At 45.5% G+C, this 19,356-nt stretch carries 13 protein-coding genes; 5 read left to right on the top strand and 8 right to left on the bottom strand.

The window, feature by feature from the left end:
• The first annotated feature begins 121 nt into the window (after positions 1–121).
• Together AAA938_RS07665 and AAA938_RS07670 are read left to right on the top strand one after the other, a co-directional pair.
• Positions 122–745, top strand: a complete 624-nt coding sequence (locus tag AAA938_RS07665) for a WbqC family protein (RefSeq protein ID WP_338228044.1) — start codon at positions 122–124, stop codon at positions 743–745.
• An 81-nt stretch (positions 746–826) separates the two neighbouring features.
• Positions 827–3,361: an ATP-dependent Clp protease ATP-binding subunit gene (locus tag AAA938_RS07670; RefSeq protein WP_338228045.1), complete on the top strand. Its 2,535-nt coding sequence runs from the start codon at positions 827–829 to the stop codon at positions 3,359–3,361.
• Between the two features lie 50 nt (positions 3,362–3,411).
• On the opposite strand, the gene AAA938_RS07675 is transcribed toward AAA938_RS07670, so the two are convergent.
• The 4 genes from AAA938_RS07675 to AAA938_RS07690 form a co-directional block, all read right to left on the bottom strand.
• Complete coding sequence (locus AAA938_RS07675; RefSeq protein WP_338228046.1) at positions 3,412–3,888, bottom strand: carboxypeptidase regulatory-like domain-containing protein; 477 nt, start codon at positions 3,886–3,888, stop codon at positions 3,412–3,414.
• A 24-nt stretch (positions 3,889–3,912) separates the two neighbouring features.
• Complete coding sequence (locus AAA938_RS07680) at positions 3,913–5,310, bottom strand: MBL fold metallo-hydrolase RNA specificity domain-containing protein (RefSeq protein WP_338228047.1); 1,398 nt, start codon at positions 5,308–5,310, stop codon at positions 3,913–3,915.
• 79 nt (positions 5,311–5,389) lie between these two features.
• Positions 5,390–7,345 (bottom strand): PspC domain-containing protein, encoded by a 1,956-nt coding sequence (locus tag AAA938_RS07685; RefSeq protein WP_338228048.1) that lies wholly within the window; start codon positions 7,343–7,345, stop codon positions 5,390–5,392.
• Positions 7,346–7,375: 30 nt separating this feature from the next.
• Positions 7,376–7,705: a PadR family transcriptional regulator gene (locus AAA938_RS07690; protein ID WP_338223989.1), complete on the bottom strand. Its 330-nt coding sequence runs from the start codon at positions 7,703–7,705 to the stop codon at positions 7,376–7,378.
• A gap of 363 nt (positions 7,706–8,068) precedes the next feature.
• On the opposite strand from AAA938_RS07690, the gene AAA938_RS07695 reads away from it, so the two are divergent.
• The gene (locus AAA938_RS07695; RefSeq protein ID WP_420915734.1) at positions 8,069–9,187 is read left to right on the top strand and encodes a putative type IX sorting system protein PorV2; all 1,119 of its coding nucleotides are present in this window, start codon (positions 8,069–8,071) and stop codon (positions 9,185–9,187) included.
• On the top strand, positions 9,184–14,208 hold the full coding sequence (gene porU2 / locus AAA938_RS07700) for a putative type IX secretion system sortase PorU2 (RefSeq protein WP_338228049.1): 5,025 nt from the start codon (positions 9,184–9,186) through the stop codon (positions 14,206–14,208). The genes AAA938_RS07695 and porU2 overlap by 4 nt, the downstream gene beginning before the upstream one ends.
• Here porU2 and AAA938_RS07705 read toward each other — a convergent pair.
• Positions 14,205–14,900 (bottom strand): TVP38/TMEM64 family protein, encoded by a 696-nt coding sequence (locus AAA938_RS07705; RefSeq protein ID WP_338228050.1) that lies wholly within the window; start codon positions 14,898–14,900, stop codon positions 14,205–14,207. The genes porU2 and AAA938_RS07705 overlap by 4 nt on opposite strands.
• 216 nt (positions 14,901–15,116) lie before the next feature.
• On the opposite strand from AAA938_RS07705, the gene AAA938_RS07710 reads away from it, so the two are divergent.
• A complete protein-coding gene (locus tag AAA938_RS07710) occupies positions 15,117–16,262 on the top strand; it encodes a cystathionine gamma-synthase (protein WP_338228051.1) in 1,146 nt (381 codons plus the stop codon).
• On the opposite strand, the gene AAA938_RS07715 is transcribed toward AAA938_RS07710, so the two are convergent.
• From AAA938_RS07715 to AAA938_RS07725, 3 genes are read right to left on the bottom strand one after another with little or no spacing between them, the layout of a single operon-like run.
• A complete protein-coding gene (locus AAA938_RS07715; RefSeq protein ID WP_338228052.1) occupies positions 16,263–17,096 on the bottom strand; it encodes a hypothetical protein in 834 nt (277 codons plus the stop codon).
• 3 nt (positions 17,097–17,099) lie between these two features.
• Complete coding sequence (locus AAA938_RS07720) at positions 17,100–18,050, bottom strand: Smr/MutS family protein (RefSeq protein ID WP_338228053.1); 951 nt, start codon at positions 18,048–18,050, stop codon at positions 17,100–17,102.
• The gene (locus AAA938_RS07725; RefSeq protein WP_338228054.1) at positions 18,047–19,345 is read right to left on the bottom strand and encodes a cryptochrome/photolyase family protein; all 1,299 of its coding nucleotides are present in this window, start codon (positions 19,343–19,345) and stop codon (positions 18,047–18,049) included. Before AAA938_RS07725 ends, AAA938_RS07720 begins: the two co-directional genes overlap by 4 nt.
• Positions 19,346–19,356 lie beyond the last annotated feature (11 nt).

The following is a 19,356-nucleotide window of genomic DNA, read 5'->3' on the forward strand; positions in this document are numbered from 1 at the left end:
AGCAAGAAACAAGAAGCAAGAGACAAGGCTTCGACTTCGCTCAGCCTGACAAAAGATAACCAATAACCCTATCCTACTTCCCACTACGAACACCGAAAAACTATTAACCAATCCCTCAACCTTGAAAAGAATTGCCGTCGATCTTCATTACCTGCCGACACTAGAATGGTTCAGTGCGATAATTGATGCTGAGGAGATTCTTCTTTTTCTCAAAGACCAGTACCAAAGGCAGTCCTATTACAATAGAACCCGGATTTTGCTGGCAAACAAAGTAGAGACCCTTAGCATTCCCATTCAAGGAAGGCGTCCTAGGTTGCCTTTGGATCAAATCAAAATCGACAATTCCCAAAAATGGCAGGCAGTTCACCTCAGGGGAATCCAAAGTGCCTATGGCAAAGCGCCATTTTTTGAATTTTTCTTTCCTTATTTCCAACCTGTATTCGAAAATCAACCGGAAAGTCTTTGGGAATTCAATTCCAGATTGCTGACAATATGTCTTAAGCTTTTGCAGTGGCCTGTCAAAGTATCGGTGGGTGATACCTCTGCGCTTTCACTTGAAATAGAAGACCAAAGGCGTCATATAGCGCCTTCAAGGCCTTTTTCGGAAAGAAATTTCTATCAGCCGATAGCCTATCCCCAGCTTTTTGGCTTGGACTTTGAGCCCAACCTGAGCATTCTGGATTTGTTGTTTTGTATGGGACCTGAGGCTGGAAATGTTCTCAAAAGCTCCGCAAAAAAAGAATGAACAATCGTTAAAATGATTGTGTTTTTAAAACAAATTCGGTAACATACGTACAGATTTATTATACAATCAGAAAGGAATTAAATGGAAGCAAAATTTTCAAATAGAGTCAAAGAGGTGATCTCTCTCAGCCGGGAGGAAGCCCTGCGATTGGGCCATGATTACATCGGCACAGAGCACCTCTTGCTTGGGATGATTCGTGAAGGAGAAGGTGTAGCTGTTTCCATTCTTAAGAAATTGGGCGTACCTCTGGACGAGTTGCGCAACGCAATTGAACGAGCGGTAAAGGGAACTGCCAACCACAATGTGAAGAACATGGCAAATATTCCCCTGACCCGGCAGTCCGAGAAAGTATTGAAGATAACTTATCTCGAGGCTAAGATTTTCAAAAGCCAATTGATAGGTACTGAGCATTTGCTGCTTTCTATCCTTAGGGATGAAGACAATATCGCCACTCAAATCCTCAACAAGTTTGAAGTAGGATACGACACGATCAAAGACATGCTGGAAATGCAATCTGACCCGGGCGCTGCCCCAAGATCCAAGGCAGAGGCTGAGGATGGGGATGACGATGGATCCAAATTGTTTGGATCTTCAGGTCCAGGGTCAGGAAGTGGGTCTAAGCCCGGTTCCGAAAAATCAAGAACTCCGGTTTTGGATAATTTCGGAAGGGACTTAACCAAAATGGCCGAAGAGGATAAACTGGATCCCATCATTGGTAGAGAGAAGGAAATCGAGCGAGTAGCTCAGATCCTTTCCAGAAGAAAGAAAAATAATCCTATTCTGATCGGTGAGCCAGGTGTCGGTAAAACTGCCATTGCAGAAGGTCTAGCTTTGAGAATCGTTCAGAAAAAAGTCTCCCGGGTGCTTTTCAATAAGCGCGTGGTTACTTTGGACCTCGCTTCATTGGTGGCAGGTACCAAGTATCGGGGACAGTTTGAAGAGCGAATGAAGGCGGTTATGAATGAATTGGAGAAGTCTCCCAATGTCATCCTCTTCATCGATGAGTTGCATACTATCGTAGGAGCGGGTGGGGCCTCAGGTTCTTTGGATGCTTCCAATATGTTTAAGCCGGCTTTGGCAAGAGGTGAAATCCAATGTATCGGAGCTACGACCTTGGATGAATACCGACAATACATTGAGAAAGACGGAGCACTTGCCCGAAGATTCCAGATGGTGATGGTCGATGCGACCTCTCCTGAAGAGACCATTCAGATCTTGAATAACATCAAGGATAAGTACGAGGATCACCACAATGTAATTTACACGCCGGAGGCAATTGACGCTTGCGTTAAGCTTTCGGATCGATACATTTCCGACCGATTCCTTCCAGACAAGGCTATCGATATTCTTGATGAAGCGGGTGCACGGGTGCATATCAACAACATTCATGTACCTGAAGAAATTCTCAAGCTTGAAGCAGAAGTTGAAAACATCAAGACAGAGAAAAACCGGGTAGTCAAATCCCAGAAATACGAAGAAGCAGCTCAACTCCGGGATAAGGAGAAGAAGCTGTTGGAGCAACTCGAAATCGCCAAAGCTAAGTGGGAGGATGAAAGTAAATCCAAACGATTTACCGTAGAGGAAGACAACGTTGCCGAAGTAATCGCGATGATGACCGGTATTCCTGCCAAGAGAATCGCCCAAAATGAAGGAAATAAACTCCTCAACATGGGTGAAGAGCTCAAAGGAAAAGTAATTGGTCAGGATGAGGCCATTAAAAAGCTGACCAAAGCCATCCAGAGAACACGGGTTGGTTTGAAAGATCCCAAGAAGCCGATCGGTTCGTTTATTTTCCTAGGCCCAACAGGGGTGGGTAAGACTGAATTGGCTAAGACTTTGGCCACTTACCTGTTTGATAAAGAAGACTCACTCATCCGAATCGATATGTCTGAGTATATGGAGAAATTCTCCGTATCCAGATTGGTAGGAGCGCCTCCAGGCTACGTGGGCTATGAAGAAGGTGGCCAATTGACCGAAAAAGTCAGAAGAAAGCCCTACTCTGTGGTCCTTTTGGATGAAATCGAGAAAGCTCACCCGGATGTGTTCAATATTCTTCTTCAGGTGTTGGATGATGGGATTTTGACTGACGGATTGGGCAGAAGAGTTGACTTCCGAAATACGATCATTATCATGACCTCCAATATCGGGGTTAGAGACTTGAAAGACTTTGGTGCAGGAATTGGATTTGCCAACCGTGCCAAGCAGGAGAATATGGACGAAATCATGAAGTCCACCATTCAGTCTGCTTTGAAAAAGGCTTTCAGTCCTGAATTCCTCAACCGATTGGATGATGTGGTTGTGTTTAATTCTCTTGGAAAAGAAGATATCTTCAAAATCATTGATATCAGCTTGGGTAAATTATTCCACAGAATCACCGAATTGGGTTATCAAATCGAACTTACCGATAAAGCCAAAGACTTCTTGGCCGAGAAAGGTTACGATCAGCAATACGGCGCCAGACCGCTGAACCGTGCGATTCAAAAATATCTGGAGGATGCCATCGCCGAGGAAATCCTCAAAGGTGACCTTTCTGAAGGGGACGTAATTACTGCGGACTATTCAGGTGAAGGAACTGAGCTGACCATAGTGGTAAAGAAAAAAGAAAAGGCAGATTAAACTGCCTTCTTCCCAAATCAAGCCCTGAAGACGCTGTTTTCAGGGCTTTTTTAATATACAGCCTTGTAGTTGATCTGGATATCCACTAAGGTCCATTCTCCTTCTTTCACGGTGACCGGCATGGCATTTCCTTCTCCATCAAAAATATTGGCAAATAGACCTCCTTCTTCTACTGTGAAGACTGAATACCTCCCGGGAGAAAGCTGAAGGCTATATTTTCCATTAGCATCTGTTTCAACTTGGGCAATGGGTTTCACTGCTAAAGAGACAAAAAGCCCATCTTCCATTTTCATATCACTGATTTTGACCAAAGGATACACTTCCAGTTTCCTTTGTATGCCTTCAGGTTTTTTTGGGGCGTCATCTCCGGATTCGGATATTCTGGGCATCAGGTTTCCTTCGACCCAAGTAATCGTTCCGGTAATGCCCTGACCTTCGGGTTGGTAAGGCTTACAGGAATATAGGAACGAAAATAGGGTCGTTGCCAAAATGAGTGGCAAAAAGGAGGATAGTCTGTAGCTCATCATAATTGAAGAGAAAGTCATATTCAATCAAATACCCTCAAATAGCACCACGGATTCAAGATATTGAGGGATTAAGGTGTGCCAGCCCAATTCGTTGGTCAGTTTTTGGGAAAGCACTTCGGCGCTTTCTTTTTCCCCATGGACAATGAAGGTCATCTTTGGTACTTCACAGAATCCTTCTGCCCATTCCATCAGTTCATCTTGGTCTGCATGGGCTGAAAGTCCTTCGATTTGGTAGATTTTTGCCTTGACTGGCACCTCCTGACCATAAATTCGGATCTCCGGCTCCCCATCCAATAATCTTCTCCCTCGTGTGCCTTCGGCCTGATAGCCGACCAGAATTACTCCATTTTTCTCAGAAGGGAGATGATGGAAAAGATGATGAAGTACCCTGCCTCCGGTCGCCATTCCACTTGCAGAAATGATAATTGCATTCCCTCGGTATTCATTAAGCGTCATGGATTGTTGTTGTTTTTGTAAGTAATGAAGCTGAGGATGCTTGAAAGGATGCTCATTTTCCTCCAACATGGCGGTCAGTCTATGATCTGTATGAAAGTCCAGATACAATTTGGTAGCATCAATTGCCATCGGGCTATCGAGAAAAATCGGGACTTTCGGAATTTTCTTTTTCTCCATCAACTGATACAGGTGGTATAAGACCAGTTGAGTTCGGCCAATGGCAAAGGAGGGAATTATGACCAGTCCTCCCCGGTCAAACGTATCGTTGATTGCTGATCCTAATTCAGCTTCCGGCCTTATTTGAGGTGCTTTTCGGTCTCCATAAGTCGACTCGATCCAAAGTACATCAGCTTTAGGAATGGAAGTAGGAGGATATAGGACAGGGTCATGATATCTGCCCAAGTCTCCCGAGAAGATCAATTTCTTACTTTGAGAATCACCTTGAATCACCACTTTTGCGATGGCTGCTCCTAGAATATGTCCGGCATGATAGTAGGTGACTTGGACATTTTTTGAAATGGAAAAGGTCTTTTCGAAAGACTGCGGGACCAAGAGAGGGAATACTGCCTCAGCATCTTCTACGGTATAGAGAGGCTGCGGGTCTTCGTGACGGGAATACCCTTTCTTTTTGGCGAATTCGGCTTCTTCTTCCTGAAGTTTACCTGAATCAAGAAGTAAGATTTTTGCCAATTCAGCTGTGGCTTCGGTACAATAGATGGGGCCTTTGAATCCCTGTTTGACTATTTTCGGCAAGTATCCCACATGGTCTAGATGCCCATGAGTAAGGATGATTGCCTCCAAGGCTTCTACAGGCATGGGGAATTTGTCCCAGTTTCTTTCTCTCAGGTCTCTTGGGCCTTGGAAAAGTCCACAATCCACCAGAAACTCAAACTCTCCCAGATCGACCAGGTATTTAGATCCTGTGACAGATCCTGAACCTCCCAAAAACTTGACTTTGACATCCATTTGAATTCCTTTTTTATTCCAGAAGGTACAAAAAAAGGCACTGAAATGTGCCTTTTTTTGTCAAAGATTAAGGTTGGGTTTAGTCCTTCATGAAATAGGAGTCTTTGAATTTTGCTCTACTTACACTGTCCAAGGTAGCTCGGGTCAGAGAATCAGTTTTGGCTTTTTCTTCTTCCCAATCATCCCAGTCTGAGTCGTTGTCTCCTTTATTTGGACAAGTCAGACAGATCAATCCAGCTTCATTGAATACCCATACTGCCTCAGGTCTCACGTCGGAGGAGCGATATCCATTGACATAGAGTGTGCTTCTTAGGATTTCCAGAAGTGATCTTTCCATAATGAAAGGACGGTCGTATGGAATCTTCAGCGTAAGGTTCAATCGCTGATCTCGGAAGGTTTCCAGCTGACTCAGATCGTATCCTTCATCAAAGGTGACCACCGAGTCTTGTACCGAATAAGAATAGACCAGGTTTTTGGCATTTTCCAAAGCTTCCGCTTTGGTTTTTCCTCTTGAAGTATTCTCCTGGACTAGCACAACTGCAGAGTCAGGACTTCCCACAAGTTTCAAGTTTGCCTTGTTGAAAATGTCCTCGTCATCCACATCCAGAGCTTTCAGGATCAAGGTTCCTTCGCTCACAGGAAGTGCAGAAGTGATTTCATGCGTATTTTCTTCTTTGAATTGGACCACGATTTTAGGGATCTGGAATGCGGCGATACCGATGCAAAGCAGCCACAATCCCAAAGCCACTAATCCAAATCGACCACCGATGAGATTCTTTTGCGCAAGCACACTCAGGCCTAAAAGCAAGATGATAATCCCGGGAATAAATACCAGTCCCAAGGAAGCTACCACCAACCAAACAGGAACTAGGCCAGTGAAGAGTTCTACGGGGAAGTTTTCCAACCAAACTCGGTAATCTGCATCACTCACTCCAAAGTAGGCGAATAATGCAATCAATGGAGCAATGGTCAAAGCAAGGCCGATGAAGAAAATAATCAATCCGAACACGACCCGAATGACGTGGGCAAGAAATCTCCCCAAGGGACCCAAAGCCGAACCGACAGCATCGATGACCTTACCAAGCACCCGGAATGGAGCCATCAGGATTTTTCTTGCGGTGGACTCAGGTTGAGGAGGGACAGGGTTGATGGTTTCTTTGAGGGTAGAATCTATGCTGTCCAGCGTGATTTCTCCCCCTTTCATTTTGATTCGCTCGGTGATGGAGCTTGCTACCGGCGTAATGATCCAAAGAATGAGATAAATCAAAATACCCGAACCGCCAGCAAAGGCGAGGAGCACAAAGGCCAATCTCATGTAGAGTACATCTACACCGAAATATGCAGCCAGACCACTAGATACCCCTCCCAATACCTTGTCGTCAGGGTTTCTGTACAGCTTTTTGATGTTTTTGTCTTCTACCAATTCATAGGAAACGGGCAGAATTATCCAAAGCACGATGTAGGCTACTATGGCGAAAAAGCCCAAGCCTAGATTGAATCGGAAATTGTCAAAAGGAAGAATGTCAAATAGCCCAAAATTGAAATTGACATTTCCGCTGAAAAGCAAAAGGATAGCGATAAGTCGTATCCAAAGCGGATCGACGGTGAAATAGTTGGCGATTCCGGCACAAACCCCACCGAGGATTTTTTTGGTTTCCAGCCTTTTGAGCTTTTTGTATCCTCCTCCGGTGGTGCCGGGAGGGGTCACATATTTGTAAAAATCCTCCTGAGCGGTTTTTTCTTCGCCTTGGTCTTCGGCCATTTCTTCTTCGATGGAAGAGAAATCTGCGATCGTCCCCATTTTTTCAATGAGTTTGTCCACATTTTCGGCGGTGATGACCTGTTTGTTGTTTTTCAGGTTGGAAAGGAAAATTTCCGCGATTCGGTTTTCGATATCCGAAATGATTTCCTTGCTGTCTTTATAGCCGGAGAAGTGGCTGTTGATGGCGTCCAGATATTTTCTGAGGGTATCGTACCCGTCCTCTTCAATGTGGAAGAGGATGCCGCTGATGTTGATGCTTATCGTCTTTTTCATGGGATTCGAGTTGTGGTGATTAGTCGCTGATCAATTTTTTGAGGTGATTTCCAGGGTGGAATTGACCAGGGATTTCCAGGTTTCGGAGAGCGTTTCCAGAAATTTTCTTCCTTCCTCCGTGATGGAATAGTATTTTCTGGGCGGTCCTGACTCTGATTCCACCCAACGGTAGTTGACCAGTTCGGCGGTTTTGAGTCGATTGAGCAGGGGATAGAGTGTGCCTTCCACTACGATCATCTGAGCCTGAGTCAGCTCTTCGATCAAGTCTGTGGTATAGACCTCCCCCCGGGAGATGATATGCAGGACGCAATACTCAAGGAGTCCTTTGCGCATCTGAATCTGTGTGTTGGCGACATTCATGGGTGAGCGGTTAGTTGGTGTTTTTTTCGAAAGACTTTTTTCATTTCCTCATTCTTGTTGAAAAATGATACCAATCTTTTCCAAGCTACCTTGTATTGCCTAATTCCTTGCGGTCGCCATCTGTTTTTTATATCATCTTGGGTTCAAAAAGTTGGAAAGGAATCTCAGGAGGCTGTTTTTCGGAGAAATAAGAAATTTTTTCAAAAAATCGCAGGAATTAACATATGAAAAATTACACTTGTCTTGTTGTTCAGGATTGCTACATTTAAGTGTGCGTAAATGGACAATTCTGGACATTTCCTACAAATGAATATCCTGCCTTGCTTGTGGGGTTAGAATTTGAGTTATTTTGTAGTTGTGAAAATAAACCGGACTCGGCTTCTCATTTATTCCATTGCTTTAATCCCAATCTTTTTTGGGTGGGAGGTCTATGGACAAAGCCTTACTCCGAAGTATTCCAATGAATTTTTGAGTATCGGTGTAGGTGCAAGGGCTTTGGGAATGGGCGGAGCACAAGTAGGTGCAGTCCGGGATGTAACCGCCTCCTATTGGAATCCTGCGGCACTTACCGGACTTAGGCATCAGTATGAAGCCTCGCTCATGCATGCCGAATATTTCGCCGGAATCGCCCAATACGATTATTTGGGGTTTAGTACTCCACTCGGAGACCAAAACCAAATCGGTGTCTCTCTTATCCGTTTCGGAGTGGATGATATCCCGGATACGCGATTTCTCTACGATGCCAATGGGGCCTTGAATTACGACAATATCCAGTTTTTCAATGCTGCTGATTATGCACTTCTTTTGAGCTTTGCCCGGGACTTTTCAGATAAGTGGAAAGTAGGAGCCAATGCCAAGGTCATTCACCGAAATGTAGGCAAATTCGCTCAGGCTTGGGGTTTTGGTTTGGATTTGGGGGCACTCTATATTCAGAAGAGGCTAACATTGGGTTTGATGATTCGGGATATCACCACCACTTACAATGCCTGGACCCACGATGCAGACCAAGTAAGAGATATTTATTCCCAAACCAATAATGAAATCCCAGTCAATACGGTGGAAATTACCCTTCCCAAAGCAATTGCAAGTATTGCCTACGATTGGAATTTGGGAGAATCATTTCACTTGCTGACTGCTTTAGACCTGGAAACTACCTTTGACGGAGCTAGAAATACCCTGATTTCAAGTGATGCGCTGAGTATAGATCCCCGGTTTGGGTTGGAGTTGGGTTTTAAGAATACAGCATTTCTTCGAGGAGGGATGAGTAATTTCCAATACATCAAGGATTTTCAAGGGAACGAATCCATGAATTTTCTTCCTAGTGTAGGGGTAGGGGTGCTGATCAGTGAGCTCTTTCAGATCGATTATGCCCTATCGGATTTGGGTGATGTGTCAGAAAGTCCATATTCTCATATCTTCAGTCTGCGGGTGAGTTTGGAGAAATTGCAGCCTGGATCAAAAAAATTTAAAGCTTGGGAATGAAAAACCTACTTAGAGCGCTGTTCATTTTGTTATTGGTTTTTGGCTTTCTTCCTGTATCCAAAGCACAGGAGACCCCTTGGTACTCCTATTCCCAGACTTATTATAAAATAGCCGTGGCCGAGGATGGGATCTATAGGATAAATCCTGAGGTCTTATCTGCAGCCGGAATCAATCTGAACTCCACGGATCCCAGAAACATCCGAATGTATCATCGGGGAAAAGAAGTGGGGATTTATATCCTAGGTGAAGAAGACGGGAATTTGGGAAGCGGGGACTACATCGAATTTGTAGGCCGAAGAAATGATGCAGAATTGGATAAGAAGCTGTACACCAAATTTGAGTCAATTCCCAACCCCTATTACAACACGTACACAGATTCCACTGCATTTTTCCTCACAATTACCCCTGGTACACCCGGAAAGAGAATGTCCCTCAGAGCTGCTCCAACTCAAAACGGGCCTCAAGCGACAGTCTTCCAAACAGAAAGACTTCAAGTATTTTCAGAAAATTATTCTTTGGGTCAGGCCTATCAGTTTGGCTTTCGCTTGTCCAGCTATGATCTAGGTCAGGGGTGGATGAGTGGAATCATCACCAAGGGGAGTACTCGGGAGCTGGTGTTTTCTGATTTGGGGGCTTTGCCAGGAGTAGTCAATGCTCAGCTGGAAATTGGTCTTGTCGGCAGGTCGGAAAACAATCATCTTGCCGTCATCACTGCTGGGCCCACCTCATCCTCCCAGCGAAACCTTACTTCTACCAGCTTTTTGGGATTCAATTATCCCCAACTCACCCTGAGCCTTAATCGCTCTGATTTCAATTCCAACGGAACTTTGGTTGTCCGCATAACCCCTTCCGGGCAAGAAGCAGCAGACAATATCTCTATCGCCTACGCAAAGATTACCTACACAAGAACAGTCCCTCAAGGAAATTTTCCTTCAGAAGTTCTTTTCTTTCCTGAAGGAAATGCCCAATTGACCCTCAATTCTGTGCAGGAACCCTATGTAGCCGTAGAGGCTTCGGATATTTTTTCTCCTGAGAAAATCCTCTCCACCTCCTCCTCGACGACCCAGAGACTGCAGGCTGGAGTCCTTACCAAAGAAAGCAAAATCTATCTGCAGCAGGAATCGAGGGTCTTTCAAGTGGAGAAAATGAAGCCGCTTAGGTTCAGGAATTATTTGGCGCAAAAGGCAGACTACATACTGGTTGGGCATCGCGAGCTAGAGAAGCCTAGTGCTCAATACTCCAACCCGCTAAAGTCCTATGCTATCCACCGGGCCTCGGCCCAGGGAGGTGGGTTTGATACCTTGACGGTAAGAATGGAGGATTTGTACGATCAGTTCGCTTATGGCGAGCAGTCTGCAGTGGCTCTTTATGAGTTTTTGAGAGCTTACTATCCGGTTCATCGGCCCACACATATGCTGTTGGCGGGGAGAGCTTTGGCTATCTTCTCTCAGGCGAGGCTGAATGGGCAGAATGTTTTTTACAGAAAAGCTCCCCAAGCATTTCCTTTTCAGGATTTGGTACCTGTGGGTGGATTCCCTTTTTCCGATAATGTTTACACATTGGGATTGGACCCTCAAAACCCACTCTCTCCCGCCTTGGCCATTGGGAGAATTCCCGCCAAGAATTCTCAGCAATTGGAGGATTACCTAAATAAGGCTATTGAAAAAGACCTTTTAGGGGCGACAGAGCCTTGGCAAAAGGAGTTGGTCCATCTCAGTGGAGGGCTATCAGAGTTTGAACTGGAGCGATATTTCAATTTCCTCAATGGGTTTAAGGCAGTTGCAGAAGGACCATTTTTGGGAGGACAGGTAAAAACCTATCGGAAGAGGTCCAACTCAGTCGTGGAGGTAATAGATATTACCGGGGATTTAAATTCGGGAAAAAGTATGCTGACCTTTTTCGGTCACGGCGCGCCTACAGTCATTGATATCGAAATCGGCTTTGTATCGGACCCCACCTTGGGCTATGCGAATAAAGGCAAATACCCCTTGATGCTCTTCAACGGATGTGATTATGGATCTGCTTTCAGCACAGTATACACCCAAGGTGAAGATTGGGTAATCACTCCGGAAAAAGGAGCCTCTCACGTCATGGCCAATTCTTCGATTGGAGTAGATGTGTTTTTGAGGAGGTATTCGGATGAGTTCTATACCTATGCTTTTGCAGACAGTTCCAAAATCTGGCGAACAGTCGGTGAAATCAAGCAAGCTGCTGAATCCAGATACGTGCAGCGCTATGGCACCGCTCCTCTGAGCTACTCCCACATGGAGCAAATGGTAATACTCGGTGACCCGGGCGCCAAGCTTTTTCCTGCCAATAAGCCGGATTATTCCTTGGACACAGAAGAGGTGGAAATCGGGACATTTGACGATAGCCCGCTCTCGGCGATTTCAGATAGTCTCAAGTTGACTTTTGTACTCAGAAACATTGGCATCACCAACTCGGATTCGATTCAGTATCAAGTGAGCAGAAAGCTGCCCGATGGGACTATTTTTGAATTTGATCCGGTCAGGATTTCTTCAGTATCGCGGATAGATACTCTAGTTTTTTCCATTCCCAATTTTGACTTGGAAGCCGCAGGAGAAAATGAATTTTCCATCTCCGTCAATACCACTCAGGAAGTGGATGAAATGACCTTCCTAAACAATTCCATTTCCTTTACATCATTTATACCGCTCAGTGGAACCCTCCATCTTTTCCCCACCGACTTCGGTATAGTTTCAGAAAATGAAGTCTCTCTGATAGCTCAGGCCCCAGGAAAACTCACCCAAAACCGCACCATTATCCTCCAAATGGATACGACTGCAAGGTTCGATTCGCCTTTCAGGCAGGAACTGAGGGTGACGACATCAGGCCTCGCCGAGTGGCCTGTTCGCTTGAGTGCAGGAAATGATTCTACCACTTATTTCTGGAGATCAAGGTATCAGGAACCTGCCGCCGGGGAGACCGATGAATGGACTACGACCAGTTTCTCCTTTATTCCAAACGCTCCAAATGGCTGGACCCAAAGGAATGAAGATCAGTTGAGGATCAATCAGCTGGATAATCTGGCCCTGCCGGAAGCTACCAGAACTTGGGAATACCTCAAGCAGACGGCCGAGATTGAGGTGTTTACGGTGGGAGCGGGAGTGGATTCCCTGAGTTTCAGAAATACTCAATTTTACCTGAATCAGATACCGCAAATCATTGATAATGCCAACAATGCCAATAGCCGGCTTTGTCCCAATGGCTCCTTGGGCTTAGTGTCCTTTGATTACAAATCCCTGCTTCCCTACTTGGCAATTCCTATTCCCGGCTTTGATATTCTGGACGGTAGAGCATGCGGAAGAGTGCCTCAGATGATTCAGAGCATTCGTAATTCCTGGATTACCGACCCGGCCAATACGATTTTGCAGGATTACGTACGGGCGGTAAAAGATCAGGATTTTGTCATCATCTTTTCCGTAGGGAATGTCAATTTTGGAGATTGGCCGGATCGGGCTTATCAAAGTCTCCGTCAGTTTGGGGCGAGTGAGGCCACACTGAGAGCATTGAAAAATGGGGATCCCTATATTCTTTACGGCCGAAAAGGAATGAGAGCAGGAGAGGCCATTGAGATTGTGGGCAATGCGGCCTTTGAGGTGCCAGCCAATCAGCAGACTTTGAGCTTTGAGACCGGCTTGGAAGGATACATTACTCAGGGTGTGATTTTGACGCCAAGAATCGGTCCTTCATCCAATTGGGAGCGGTTTTTCCAGAATGTCAATACCAGGACCTGGGTCAATGAGGAGAATACCTACTTCGATGTTTTGGGTGTGAAGGAGGATGGCACAGAAGAAATTCTGCTTGGCTCGATTCGTGACCCACAGATAGATCTTTCTTTCATCAATCCACAGCAGTATCCTTATCTCAGGCTGAAGTACCGAATGGATGATCCTAACTCCACCGCCCCGGCACAGCTGGATCGCTGGCAGGTCAATTATGATGGAGTGCCTGAAGGGGTTTTGATTCAGAAAAATCCCGGTGAGCCTATTTCGCTTCGAGAAGGTCAGCAGACCCAAGTGGATTTTATTTTCAAAAATGCCTCCGTTTATGATTTTCTGGACTCTATTCGGGTGGATTGGACATTGACTAATATGACGACCAAGCGGGTGGAGAAATTCACCAAAAAATTCCCTGCGCTCAAGGCAGGGGAGTCTCTGGAGTTTGGGGTAGACTTCAATAGCTTGGGACGGGCGGGGGAAACCTCCCTGGAGGTCTTTGCCAATCCCAGAATTCTTCAGGAGCAGACTTTCAGAAACAATCTCATTGACTTGGGTAAGACCTTCATTGTGGAGGCAGATAATTCCACCTCGCTTTTGGATGTGAACTTTGATGGGATATATATTATGGACGGGGATTTGGTCTCCCCAAATGTGCTAATCACTGCTTTGCTGAAAAATGACCAAACCCTGATCTATAAATCAGATACTGTGGGAATGGAAATCTTCCTCAAGCAAAACTGCGAAGGTTGCCAGTTTCAGCGCATCAACTTCTCCAATCCCAATTTGACTTGGTCTCCGGCTTCAGAAAATGAGGATTTCAGAGTGTCCCTTCTGCCCGGGCCTTTGGAAGATGGAATCTATACCCTGCGCATCACCAATGAGGACTCCGCTCAGCCTTATGAGATTACTTTTGAGGTGGTCAATGAATCTACCATTACCAATTTCTATCCTTATCCCAATCCTTTCAGTACCTCGGTGAGGTTTGTCTTCACTGTGACAGGTGCTGAGGTGCCTGATGAGATCAAAATCCAGATTATGACTGTCACAGGGCGTGTGGTGAGGGAGATCCTGCAAGATGAATTGGGTCCGATTCGGATTGGGAATAACATTACCGAATATGCCTGGGATGGGCGTGATGAGTTTGGAGATCAGCTGGCCAACGGAGTGTATATTTATAGGGTTTTGGTACGGATCAATGGCCAATTTGTAGAGCATAGGCCTACTGCAGGTGATCGAGGATTTACCAAGGGATATGGCAAAATGTACCTTCTGCGCTAGGCTTTTGCCTTAGTCCAGGTGTGGTAAATCCCCCAAAAGCTAATAATCAATAGCAAGAAAACTATTCCGAATTGCAGAGGATGATTCATGGACTCTTGAGCTCCCAAAAATGAATTTCCTATAAGTCCGGTTGCGAATGCGATAAACGTGCGAGGAAGCATACCGGGTATTCCAAAAGTAATCACCTTCCTTAGCGGAATCCGAAGAGAGGCAAACACAAAATTGGAAATAGCAAAAGGAATGACCGGGCTCAATCGAACGAAAAAAATCAGGCTTGGGGAATTGGTGAGCCGTTTTTCTATATCTTTTTCCAGCTTTGGCTGATGGAAGTAAAGAATTTCCATAAAGTCCTCATTCAATAATTTCCCCAATCCATACCCGATAAAATTGGCCAGGATATAGCCTCCTACGAGAACCGGAAATCCCAGCCAGCCCCAAAAGAAGCCGACTGCCGTGGCTGTCAACGTAGTAGGGAGTAGGGCCAATCCTAATACAAGAGCAATCCCGGACAAGGCAAAAAGCTGGTTGGAGAGGGAATGGATAGGGATCTGCTCCAATAAGTAGTATTGTGAAAGAAGTATCAGAGAGCCAATGGCGGGTAGTATACTTACCCAAACCCATCCAATCACGGAGAGAGGGTGGGTCTTGAAGTACCTTCCCAAAACCTTGAAAATGCTCACCTTTTTTGTCATCTTTGATGGCCTATTGCCGGGGTGTCTGATCGAATTCTTGGCAAGTTTAGCATGCTAAATCGGATTTTCACCTGATTTAATTTTCAGGCGACTATCCCTCAGCTCAGACTTGCAATCTTGATTGATCCAGTGCAATCCCAAGGGGATACATGTTCAAGCAACTCGGATGGTTTTCTCCCGGCTTAATATAAACCCAATAAAATCAAATAAAGACTTATGAAATTTGGTACCAAAGCCATACACGCCGGAGTAAGTCCGGACCCTTCCACAGGGGCAATCATGACCCCGATCTACCAGACCTCTACCTATGTGCAGAAGTCTCCGGGAGATCATTTAGGCTATGAGTACAGCCGTACCCACAACCCTACCCGTACTGCTCTTCAAGACAGCTTGGCTGCTTTGGAAAACGGGAAACACGGGATTTGCTTTTCCTCAGGCTTGGGAGCTATTGATTCTGTCATTAAGCTTTTCAGTCCCGGTGATGAGATTATCTCCACCAATGATCTCTATGGAGGCACTTACCGGCTTTTTACCAAGGTATTTGAAAAGTACGGGATCAAATTCCATTTCGTATCGATGGCTGATCCTGAGCAGCTTTCGGCCTATGTCAACGAGAAAACCAAAATGGTTTGGGTGGAAACGCCCACCAATCCCATGATGAATATCATTGACTTGGAGGCCATGGCAGCCTTTTCCAAAAAGCATGGTTTACTCTTGGCAGTCGATAATACTTTCGCTTCTCCTTTTATTCAAAATCCACTGGATTTGGGTGCAGATATCGTGATGCATTCCGTGACCAAGTATCTGGGAGGACACTCTGACGTGGTCATGGGAGCATTGGTGGTCAATGACGATGAATTGGCCTCCCGATTGGTATTTCTACAAAATGCCTGTGGTGCCACTCCCGGTCCTCAGGACTGCTTTTTGGTGCTCAGAGGAATCAAAACGCTCCATCTGAGAATGGAAAGACATTCCCAAAACGGGAAAACCATTGCCGCCTTTCTAAAAAATCACCCTAAAGTGGAAAAGGTCTACTGGCCGGGTTTTGAGGATCATCCTAACCATGAGGTGGCAAAAAGGCAAATGAGATCCTTTGGAGGAATGATTTCCTTCACTTTGGTAGGAAACCGTCTGGAAGATGCCAAAAAGGTCATGGAAAACCTTCATTTATTCTCATTGGCAGAATCTCTCGGTGGGGTAGAATCCCTCTGCGGTCACCCTGCGAGCATGACTCATGCTTCGATTCCGAAAGCTGAGCGGGAAAAAGTAGGCTTGGTCGATTCCTTGATCCGGCTGAGTGTAGGGGTGGAAGATGCCGAGGATTTGATGAGCGATATCGCTCAAGCCCTAGCCAAAATCTAATCAGACGGCTAATTTCTCCATCAAGCGAACAGCCTGTTTTTCTATTTGGGAAGACAGGCTTTTCTTTTCAGCTTTAAGCTCTTTGGCCCATTCCAGGTATTTTTTGGAAGGGTTTTCCTTTTCTGCCAAAAAATGGGACAAAGCCTGCAGAGTCAGGTGATTGGCGTACCAAGGCTTCAGACTTTCTTTCAATGCCTGGATTTCTCCATGAATCTGGGATACAAAAATGGGGTTGAATCCCAGGTGAATCAGCAGGTTTTCCAGCATTATGATTTTACGCAGGCTTTCAAAAAGCTCCGGGAAGGTCTGGGTTTTTAAAGGAACTTCAATATCCTCCTGCAAGTAGCCCAGTTCCTCATTGGCAAGTTGATTAATAGCTGTTGAAATCATCAGAGGTTTGATCCCTTTGCTGCTTTGATGGGTTTTGACAAGAAAATCATCCCATATCTTTAAGGTACTTCCGATGGCTAAGTCAAAGGCTTCTTTTTGGACATTGCGCTTTTCCGTTAAGATGTAGGTGGAGAAACTTTCCATTCGCTGATGATGCTGTCCTTCTCGGCTTTGGATATTTCTCTCGACCAATTTGAGGTGATGGATTTTTCTAAGTGCTTTTTTCAGCCGCTTGAAGGGAGAAAAAAGGCTGACACCCAAGTCCTCGTTTTCAAAATGAATTTTCGCCATCAAGTCGGAGTAAAGCTCCAAAAACTCCAGTTTGGAGAGTAGCTCTACTGCTTTTTTGGTCTTGATTTGCTTTCCCAAGGCAAGGAAAAGAGCCTTCGCCTCAGCATGCTGTTGCTCAAAATATTGAAAAACCGGCGATGTTTTGACGGACATGTTTTAGGAAATTCTCACCAGGGTGGCGCCATAGCCCCATTGATCTTTCTGGGTGTCCTGAAAGTACTTAATATTTCCTAATTGGCTCAGTCGCTTGTGAATTTCTTTTCTCAAAACCCCATTTCCCAAGCCATGAATAAAGGTGATCTCATCCATTCCCGAAGCGATGGCTTGATTGAGTTTGGCTTCAAAAACTTCCAGCTGAATCCGCATTTTCTCCGAATTACTCAGTTTTTCGGGCTGGGGGTGAAGTTCCTCGATATGCAGGTCTATGGATCGGGAGGGTTTTTGGACCGAAGAGGGTGCAGGACTGGGGTTGATTTGGCTGAGCTCGGAGTTCAGGCTGCGAATGTCCAGCTCTTTGGTGGTCTGCTCTAGAGCAAAGAGGTAGACTGTTTTGTCCAATAGGGGAGCCTTGCTCAGGTGCTTAAAAAACTGAGTAGGTTTCATTTTGAGCTGTCGCTCAAAGGCCGGGATGGCTTTTTCCAGTTGGTTTTGGATCGGGATAAAACGCAGCAGAAAGGCGGGCCATTCATCCATTTCCTTAAGAAGGCGCTCGTCAATCTTTTTGGCTTCGCCAGAATTGAGCGTGCCTGTATATAGGGTACGGTGATTATCCCCATAGACTTCCGAAGCATGGGAGAGGTAGGTCTGCTTGCTGTCGTTGATCAGGTAGAGACTGAGATTTTGATCATTAAGGGGTAAAAATGCCAAGTAAAGCCCTTGATCCTTGGGGGCTGAGATTGGAGCGGGAGTGAATGAGTCCTGGTCTGGATTGGCTACTTCCCCGAAATAATTCTTTTCCGTGGCGGCAATCAGGACTACCTCTGATTTGAGGGCGGGAATCAGAAATCCATCTTCGATTTCCACTTCAATTTTTCCACTTGAGGAAATTCTCCGGATTACTCCTTCTTCTTTTCCGTGAAGCAACCTGACTCGGTCTCCAATATTCATTGATCTAGGGCTTTTTTATACGTGTCTATTGCTCTTTGTCGGGCAAATTTATGATCTACAATCGGTTTGGGATAGGAGGAAGTTCCTAATTCCGGTACCCATTTTTTGATGTATTTGAGGTCTTTGTCAAACTTTTCCGTTTGGGATTCGGGATTGAATACCCGGAAGTAAGGCTGGGCGTCGGTGCCTGTCCCAGCTGCCCATTGCCAGCCACCGTTGTTGGATGCCAGTTCGAAGTCGAGCAGTTTTTTGGCAAAGTAGGCTTCTCCCCATCTCCAGTCGATCAGGAGATGCTTGGTCAAGAAGGAAGCCACGATCATCCTTACCCGGTTGTGCATGTAGCCGGTGATATTGAGCTCCCGCATTCCGGCATCCACTATGGGATAGCCTGTCTTGCCTTCACACCATGCTTCAAACTCCGTCTCATTGTTTCTCCAAGGGATTTGGTCGTAGGCAGGCTTGAAAGCCTGATCCACTACTTGCGGGTTGTAGCCCAAAATCATCATGTAAAACTCTCTCCAAATCAATTCATTGAGATAGGTCTCGTTGAGATTGAAGGCGATTTTGGCGAGTTTTCGGATAGAGATCGTGCCAAAACGGAGATGAATTCCCAGGCGGGAAGTTCCGTCTTTGGCGGGGAAGTTCCGAGTTTGATCGTAGTGGCTGATAATATCCTTGTCGGCTACCCGAGAGGGGATTTCGATTTCTGATTTCTCAAAGCCCATTTCTCCCAAAGTTATTTCCTTCAGTGGATCGATCTTTTGGAGGTTTTTCCACTTTGGTTCTCCCAGAGGTTCCACCTGACTTTCCTTGAATTTTTCCAGCCAAGTCTTGCTGAATGGAGTAAATACCTTGTAGAATTCACCGGAGCCGTTGAGAATTTCACCCGGCTCGAAGATGACCTGATCCTTGAAGGCAAAGAAAGAGACGGATTTTTCCTTCAAAAGCTTTTCGATTTGCTTATCCCTCTCTTTGGCGTAGGGTTCGTAGTCCCTGTTGGTATAGACGGATTGGATGTCGTATTCCTCCAAAAGTTCTGGGAAAATCTCTTCCGGTTTTCCGTATCGGACGAGCATCGAACTGCCTTTTTTCTCAAGTTGCGCTTTGATATCCAGGATTTCTCTATGGATAAATTCTACCCTTGCGTCTTTTTTGTCTTCCAACAGATCCAGAATATTCCGGTCAAAAATGAAAAGAGGAAGCACACTTTCTTCCTGCTGCAAGGCATAAAAGAGTCCAGTATTGTCTTCCAGTCTAAGGTCTCGGCGAAACCAAAAAAGGGTGGTTTTTTTCATCGTTCTTTTTT

Source organism: Algoriphagus taiwanensis, assembly GCF_036245645.1.
In the GTDB taxonomy this organism is placed as follows: domain Bacteria; phylum Bacteroidota; class Bacteroidia; order Cytophagales; family Cyclobacteriaceae; genus Algoriphagus; species Algoriphagus taiwanensis.